The sequence below is a fragment of the uncultured Senegalimassilia sp. genome (genome assembly GCF_934632265.1).
Classification (GTDB): Bacteria; Actinomycetota; Coriobacteriia; order Coriobacteriales; family Eggerthellaceae; genus Senegalimassilia.
Map to the genome: position 1 here is coordinate 1 of NZ_CAKTYH010000112.1, position 6,181 is coordinate 6,181.

The 6,181-nt window shown below is 63.2% G+C and carries 7 protein-coding genes; 6 read left to right on the forward strand and 1 reads right to left on the reverse strand.

The window, feature by feature from the left end:
* The 5 genes from Q0H50_RS07840 to Q0H50_RS07860 form a co-directional block, all read left to right on the forward strand.
* A partial coding sequence (locus tag Q0H50_RS07840; protein WP_294421130.1) for a hypothetical protein occupies positions 1-772 on the forward strand: 772 nt, incomplete at its 5' end.
* 332 nt (positions 773-1,104) lie between these two features.
* On the forward strand, positions 1,105-1,914 hold the full coding sequence (locus Q0H50_RS07845; RefSeq protein ID WP_294421132.1) for a hypothetical protein: 810 nt from the start codon (positions 1,105-1,107) through the stop codon (positions 1,912-1,914).
* Between the two features lie 67 nt (positions 1,915-1,981).
* Positions 1,982-2,641: a TrkA family potassium uptake protein gene (locus tag Q0H50_RS07850; RefSeq protein ID WP_294421133.1), complete on the forward strand. Its 660-nt coding sequence runs from the start codon at positions 1,982-1,984 to the stop codon at positions 2,639-2,641.
* 45 nt (positions 2,642-2,686) lie between these two features.
* Positions 2,687-3,358, forward strand: coding sequence for a TrkA family potassium uptake protein (locus Q0H50_RS07855; protein ID WP_294361391.1), 672 nt, complete (start codon positions 2,687-2,689; stop codon positions 3,356-3,358).
* A gap of 37 nt (positions 3,359-3,395) precedes the next feature.
* Positions 3,396-3,524, forward strand: coding sequence for a hypothetical protein (locus Q0H50_RS07860; RefSeq protein ID WP_294421135.1), 129 nt, complete (start codon positions 3,396-3,398; stop codon positions 3,522-3,524).
* 145 nt (positions 3,525-3,669) lie between these two features.
* Here the strand turns inward: Q0H50_RS07860 and Q0H50_RS07865 are convergent, their stop codons facing one another.
* Positions 3,670-4,314 (reverse strand): MOSC domain-containing protein, encoded by a 645-nt coding sequence (locus Q0H50_RS07865; RefSeq protein WP_294421137.1) that lies wholly within the window; start codon positions 4,312-4,314, stop codon positions 3,670-3,672.
* Between the two features lie 207 nt (positions 4,315-4,521).
* Here Q0H50_RS07865 and purB point away from each other — a divergent pair, with 207 nt between their 5' ends.
* Positions 4,522-5,865 carry an adenylosuccinate lyase gene (gene purB, locus Q0H50_RS07870; protein ID WP_294421139.1) on the forward strand — a complete coding sequence of 448 codons (1,344 nt, stop codon included), beginning with the start codon at positions 4,522-4,524 and terminating at the stop codon, positions 5,863-5,865.
* Positions 5,866-6,181: the final 316 nt, after the last annotated feature.

Consider the following 6,181-nt stretch of genomic DNA (forward strand, 5'->3'; position numbering starts at 1 on the left):
GCTCTGGGCCGTGCTTCCCAAAAGACCCATGCAGGTGAAACCCGTGAAGGTGGAGCCTGATTCCGTTCATTCCGACACGTTCGGCGCGGTGGATTGTCGCCGTGCGCGCGGTGCCGCGATGGGACGTTGCGCGAATGCCGTGCCCTATGTGGGTGCGGCGCATCTGCCGCCCGTGCCGCCCGCGATGGCGGAGGGCGCTCGATGCGAGCAAGGGCCGGCGATGAGCGTCGACGCCGCTTCCGTCGAGCCCCGCGATGTCAAAGCCGGCGAAGGGGACGGCCCGTCAACTGCTCGGATCGTGCTCGCTCTTACAGTGGGCTGCCTTTTGGCCTCGCTGGGCGCATCGTTTGCCGTGTCGGGGATCTTGCACGGGGTTGCCTGGTGGCAATGTTGGCCGTTGGCCCTGGTGGTCCTCGGCATCGTGCGCATAGCCGTGCCGGGCGGCGAAGGCGAGCGAGCTTTGGCGTTTTTCGCGGGCGTCTCCGTGTTCGTGGCGGGGCTGACGTTGCTGCCCATGAGCATGGGATTCGTCTCGTGGGCCACGTTGCCCAAGATGTTCGAGCATTTGTGGCCCCTTCCCGCGTTGGCGGCTCTTTTGCTGGCTATGGGGGTTTATGCTCGGCGGCCCGTCATCGTCGTGGCGGCAGCGGTGCTCGTGCTGCTGTTCTGCGTGCTTGGCTTCACCCTGTTTTCCGAGCCCGGCCCGCTGCACGAGCTGTCCTTCGGCACGCCGTTGGGGCGTGAATATCGTTTTCCCTTGCCCTTCGATTAACGTAGCCGATAGGTTTGCATCACGGCCATGTGCAGCGTGCATGGCCGTTTCCGTTGCATAAGGCGCCGCTCGTCGGGTGCGGTACGCTTGTTCGTGTTTTGGTTTTGCCCAGTCTATGGGAAGCCACCTGGGGAAATATAAATGTTTTACTTGTCAATCGAACAAACGATGAAGGGCGCCTTCACAAGATTTTGCCGGCTTCGGGCCTTCCGGTAAAATAATGCCTGTCAGAACAGCATATCGCCCTTCAGACAGCAAACCCTTTCGACAATCGAAAACACGCTGTCGCCGCCTTGGCGGTCTGGTCGTATGCTGCGATCGAAAGGTTTTGTTTGAAGAAACGGAATGCATACCGCACCGGCGGGCTGGCGCTGAAGATTGTCGGCCTTGCTTGCGTGTCGTGCGTGCTGGCAGGTTGCCTGGGCGTGGGATTCGCAACTGCCGCCGGCGGCGTTTCCCATGATATGCAGACGTTCGGCATCAGCGAAGTCAGCACGCCGGGCAGCGCATCGGCGTCGGCCGAGTCCCTGTCCGATCAGGCTGCGGACGCCTCCGTGACCGCGACGTCGCGCTTGGCCGCCGCCGGAACGCGCGACATCTCGAAGGGCGTCGCCGCCATCGAAGCCGAGGAGGAGGCTGCCCGTCGCGCCGCCGAGGAGGCGCAGCGCGCCGAGGACCTGGCGCATACGCAGGCGGCGCTTGCCAACAGGGATGGGCAGCTCGCCCGTGATGAGGGAGCCGGCCTGACGGGCCTGCCCGAGGTCGACTGGAACGTCAGCAAGGCGGAGTTCGTGGGCGAATGGACGCTTCGCATCGACGCGTACCTGGCCGGAAGCCCGCTTTCGGGCTATGGCGCCACGTTCGCCGAGGCGGCTTGGGAAAACGGCGTGGACCCGCGCTTCTCCCCGGCAATCTCCAATACCGAGTCCACAAAGGGCCTCAACTGCTTCCGCAGCCATAACGCATGGGGTTGGATGGGGAATACGTCCTGGGGAAGCTGGAGCGAGTCCATCAACGCGCACGTGCAGGGCTTGGCGAAGGGTTATGGGTACACCATCTCCCTGGCGAACGCCAACAAGTACTGCCCGCCAACCTACGAGGATTGGTATGCGAAAACGCTTGCGCAAATGCAGCTGATATAGCGCGAAGGCGGCCTGCGGGCCGCCTTTTGCGTTATCCTGTTGCGTGAACTTCGGGAAGGATTTGCACATGAGCAACGTCATCGTGGTGGGCTGCGGCCGCGTGGGATCGCAGCTGGCCAACATGCTGTCGGACAACGGCAGCAACGTGTGCGTGATCGATCGCAACGTGGACGCGTTCGCCAACTTGGGCCGCAACTTCAACGGGTCCACCATCCAGGGCGTGGGCTTCGACGAGGAAACGCTGGAAAAGGCCGGCGTCGATGAATGCGACGTCGTGGCGGCGGTAACGCAGCTGGACAACACCAACCTCATGTGCTGCGAGGTGGCAAGCCGCCTGTTCGGCGTGCCCCATGTCATCGCGCGCCTGTACAACCCCGATCATGAGCGTGCGTACATGCAGTTGGGCATCGACTATGTGTGCGGCACGTCGCTGGTGGCCGAAGACGTGTTCAGCAAGGTGGTTTCCGGGCACGGCGCGCATCTGGACACGTTCGGCGAGTTCGAGGTGCTGCGCTTCTCCCTTGACCTGAGCTGGTCGGAGCGAAACACCATCCGCGTGGCGGAGATGGAACGCGACCACGACATCCGCATCGTGGCGTTCGAGCGCGGCGACGGCAGCGCCAGCTCCATTCCCACGCGCGATTCCATCCTGTACAACGGAGACTCGGTGCTGGCGTGCGTGCGTCATGAGCTCATCGAGCAATTCAGCAAGTACATTCAAGATTAACGCGGTTTCCGTTTGCCCGACGGCGAAGCGGGGGAGGTTTGGCTGATGTACGTAGTGATCGCCGGCGGCGGCAAAATCGGCGAATATCTGGCGAACGTGCTGCTTGAGAGCGGCAACGACGTGACCATCATCGAGGAGGACCTGGAAACGGCCGACCGTTTGTCGGTGGTTTTGCAGGGCCGTTACCTGGTCATCCACGGCGATGGTTGCGATTCGAAATATCAGGAGGATGCGGGAATCCGCCGCGCAGACGTGTTCGTGGCCACTACGGGCCAGGACGACGACAACCTGGTTTCGTGCGAGATCGCTCAGCGCGTATTCAACGTGCCGCGCTGCATCGCCCGCGTGAACAGCCCGAAGAACCTGCGCATCTTCCACGAGGTGGGCATCGAGTGCGTGTCGTCGACCACGCTCATCGCCAACCTCATCGAGGAGGAGACGTTGCTGGGCAGCGTGAGCGTCGTGTCGTCGCTGACGCACGGCAACGTCATGCTGACCGAGGTGGTCGTCCCGCGCATGCGCCATCATTCCAACGATGCCGGCGTGCTGGCAAGCGCCATCCCCCTGCCTCCCGACAGCATCATCGCGGCAGTGGCATCCAGCGACAACGTGGAGGTTGTGAACGAGGATACGGTGCTGTTCCCCGGCGACAAGGCCATCGTGGTGGCGGACAACCAGGTCATCGACGCCGTGCGTGCCGCGTTCAAGGGCCTGTAGCAATGGAATAGGGGGGTTCGCGTGAAACGAGCCCTTGATGGGAAAGGACCTGAAATGGAAATCCATTTCAGGTCCTTTTGCGCTAGGGGATAGATTGAAGCATAAGGGCGAAACCGGCGAAGCCGCCGTGCCCGACGTGGGCAAGCACCTGCATGCGCGCGGGTAGGCTGGCTGGCTGGCGGGTTGGTTCGCGGGCGTGCGGGCTGGTTCGCTGGCAGGCCGTCGGGGTGATTCCCCGGTAGGCGAAGCCGTTGCGCTGCTTGGCGCGGATGACGCCCGTCTGCTTGCGGGACGAAGGGCGCGCTGCGGCTTTAGCGCGGCGTGCTCGCCAGCTCGTCCAAGGCCTCCTGCGGCGTGTACTCGCATGTGCCGTCGCCCAGCTTCACCACGTCGATGCTGTCGCCGGCCTTGACCTTGCCGCCGGTCAGGGCGACGAAGAAGATGCCCTCGCGCGGGAAGATGCAGTCGCCTGCCAGATAGAAAATCGCGCACTTCTTGTGGCACACCTTGCCCTGCTGCGACAGCTCCAGCAGCACGTCGTCGCCGATCTTCAGCTGAGTGCCAAGCGGCAGCGCCATGAGGTTGATGCCCTCGGTGGTGATGTTCTCGGCGAAATCGCCTTCCTTCACATCCAGGCCGCGCGCCCGGGCCTTCTCGATGGATTCCCAGGCCAGAAGCGAAACCTGGCGGTGCCAATCTCCGGCATGCGCGTCCTCGGCGACGCCGTGATGGGCCTCGATGGTCACCGGGCCCTCCACCACGGTCTTGCGCGTGCCCTTGCGCTTCGATACGCATACGGCGCGCACGGTGCCGTGCGTGGTGCTGTCGGCGTCGGGGCCTTCCATACGGCCCTTTTCGAACACGTTGAGCTGTTCGCCTGCGTTTTGCGCAGCGGTTTCGGCGTTGCATGCTTTAAGGACGCCGTCCTGGCGGTCCTCGTCTTTCTCGAGCGTCATGATCCCCCCCAATAAACCTAGTAACTAGCTAGGCGCATCTTATCATATCTGAGGATGATTCGGCGAACGAACATGTTGAATCCGCGAAAGGCGGGGCAGGCGCGCAGGCATGCGTAAACCATCTGCAGAAACGCGTTCGGCGGCGGCATGCCGCTTATGCGCACGGTATGATGGGGTCATCAGCTATCAACCGCGAAAGGGGCCGTTGTGATCAACCGCTACACGCGTCCTGCCATGGGCGCCATCTGGGAGCTTCAGAACAAGTTCTCCATCTGGAAGGAAATCGAGGTGCTGGCGTGCGAGGCTCAGGCCGAGCTCGGCCAAGCCGGCATCACGAAGGAGGAGGCGCAGTGGATCCGCGACCACGCCGACTTCACGGTTGAGCGCATCGACGAGATCGAGAAAGTCACGAACCACGACGTCATCGCCTTCACCACGTGCATGGCCGAGTACATCGACGCCGATGTTCCCGAGGGCCAGGAAAAGCCCAGCCGCTGGGTGCACTACGGCATGACCTCCTCTGACCTGGGCGACACTGCGCTGTCGTACCAGATCGTGCAGGCGATCGACATCATCTTGGACGACGTCAAGCAGTTGGGCGAGACGTGCAAGCGCCGCGCGTTCGAGTTCCAGAACACCCTGTGCGTGGGCCGCACGCACGGCATTCATGCCGAGCCCATGACGTTCGGCATGAAGTTCGGCAGCTGGGCTTGGGCGCTCAAGCGCGCGCAGACCCGCCTGGAGCAGGCTCGCGAGGTCGCCGCAACCGGCGCCATCTCCGGCGCGGTGGGCACGTACTCCAGCATCGACCCCTACGTTGAGAAGTACGTGTGCGAGAAGCTGGGCCTGACGCCCGACCCGCTGTCCACCCAGGTGCTGGCGCGCGACCGCCACGCCCAGGTCATGTGCGCGCTGGCCTGCGCTGCCGCAACGCTGGAGTCCATCGCCATGCAGGTGCGCCTGCTGCAGCAGACCGACGTCATCGAGGCCGAGGAGCCGTTCAAGAAGGGTCAGAAGGGCTCGTCGGCCATGCCCCACAAGCGCAACCCCATCACGGTTGAGCGCGTGTGCGGCCTTGCGCGTTGCGTGAAGGCGAACGCCCAGGTGGCGCTCGACAACGTGGCGCTGTGGTACGAGCGCGACATCAGCCACTCCGGCACCGAGCGCGTGGCGCTGGCCGACAGCTTCACCGCGCTTGACTACATGTTCGCCAAGATGCAGTGGATCATGGACGGCCTGCAGACCTATCCGGCGAAGATGGAGCACAACGTGTGGCGCACCAAGGGCCTCATCTTCTCCAGCAAGGTGCTGCTGGCCCTGGTGAACACGGGCATCACGCGCGAGGAGGCGTACGTTATCGTGCAGCGCAATGCCATGGCCGTGTGGGAGGATATCCAGAACGCGGTGGACGGCCCCACGTACCGCGAGCGCCTGGAGAACGATCCCGAGGCCAAGCTGTCCAAGGAGACGCTCGACGAGATCTTCGATCCGTGGGACTTCCTGACCCGCAAGGACGAGGTGTTCAAGCGCCTGGAGGGCCTCGAGTTTTAAGCGGCAAGGGGCTGTTTCAGATTGCCCTCTTGTCGCCGATCGCTGGGCAAAGCGAAGCCTCGGGCGGATGTGATGCTTGCCGCTAGGTGTCTGCGCTGCCGTTGGTTGGCTGCTTGACCTGCTCCGATGGCGATGGGCACACGAATGCGTATCCGGTCCGCATAAGCGAACAGCGAAGTTTCGCGACTTCGACGAACCACCTCCCGCTTCTTGGACTGAGGGTAAAAGTTCAAGAAGCGGGAGGATTTCTTTTGACGAAGGCGTGCTGTGGGGGTGCGTTGGGCGGCTCTGATGGCGGCGGATGCGCGAACGCGCA

Excerpts from the sequence above, each read along its gene's own strand:
- Q0H50_RS07850 (WP_294421133.1), top strand. The coding sequence starts at position 1,982 with ATGAGCAACGTCATCGTGGTGGGCTGCGGCCGCGTGGGATCGCAGCTG.
- Q0H50_RS07855 (WP_294361391.1), top strand. The coding sequence starts at position 2,687 with ATGTACGTAGTGATCGCCGGCGGCGGCAAAATCGGCGAATATCTGGCG.
- Q0H50_RS07860 (WP_294421135.1), top strand. The coding sequence starts at position 3,396 with ATGGGAAAGGACCTGAAATGGAAATCCATTTCAGGTCCTTTTGCGCTA.
- Q0H50_RS07865 (WP_294421137.1), bottom strand. The coding sequence starts at position 4,314 with ATGACGCTCGAGAAAGACGAGGACCGCCAGGACGGCGTCCTTAAAGCA.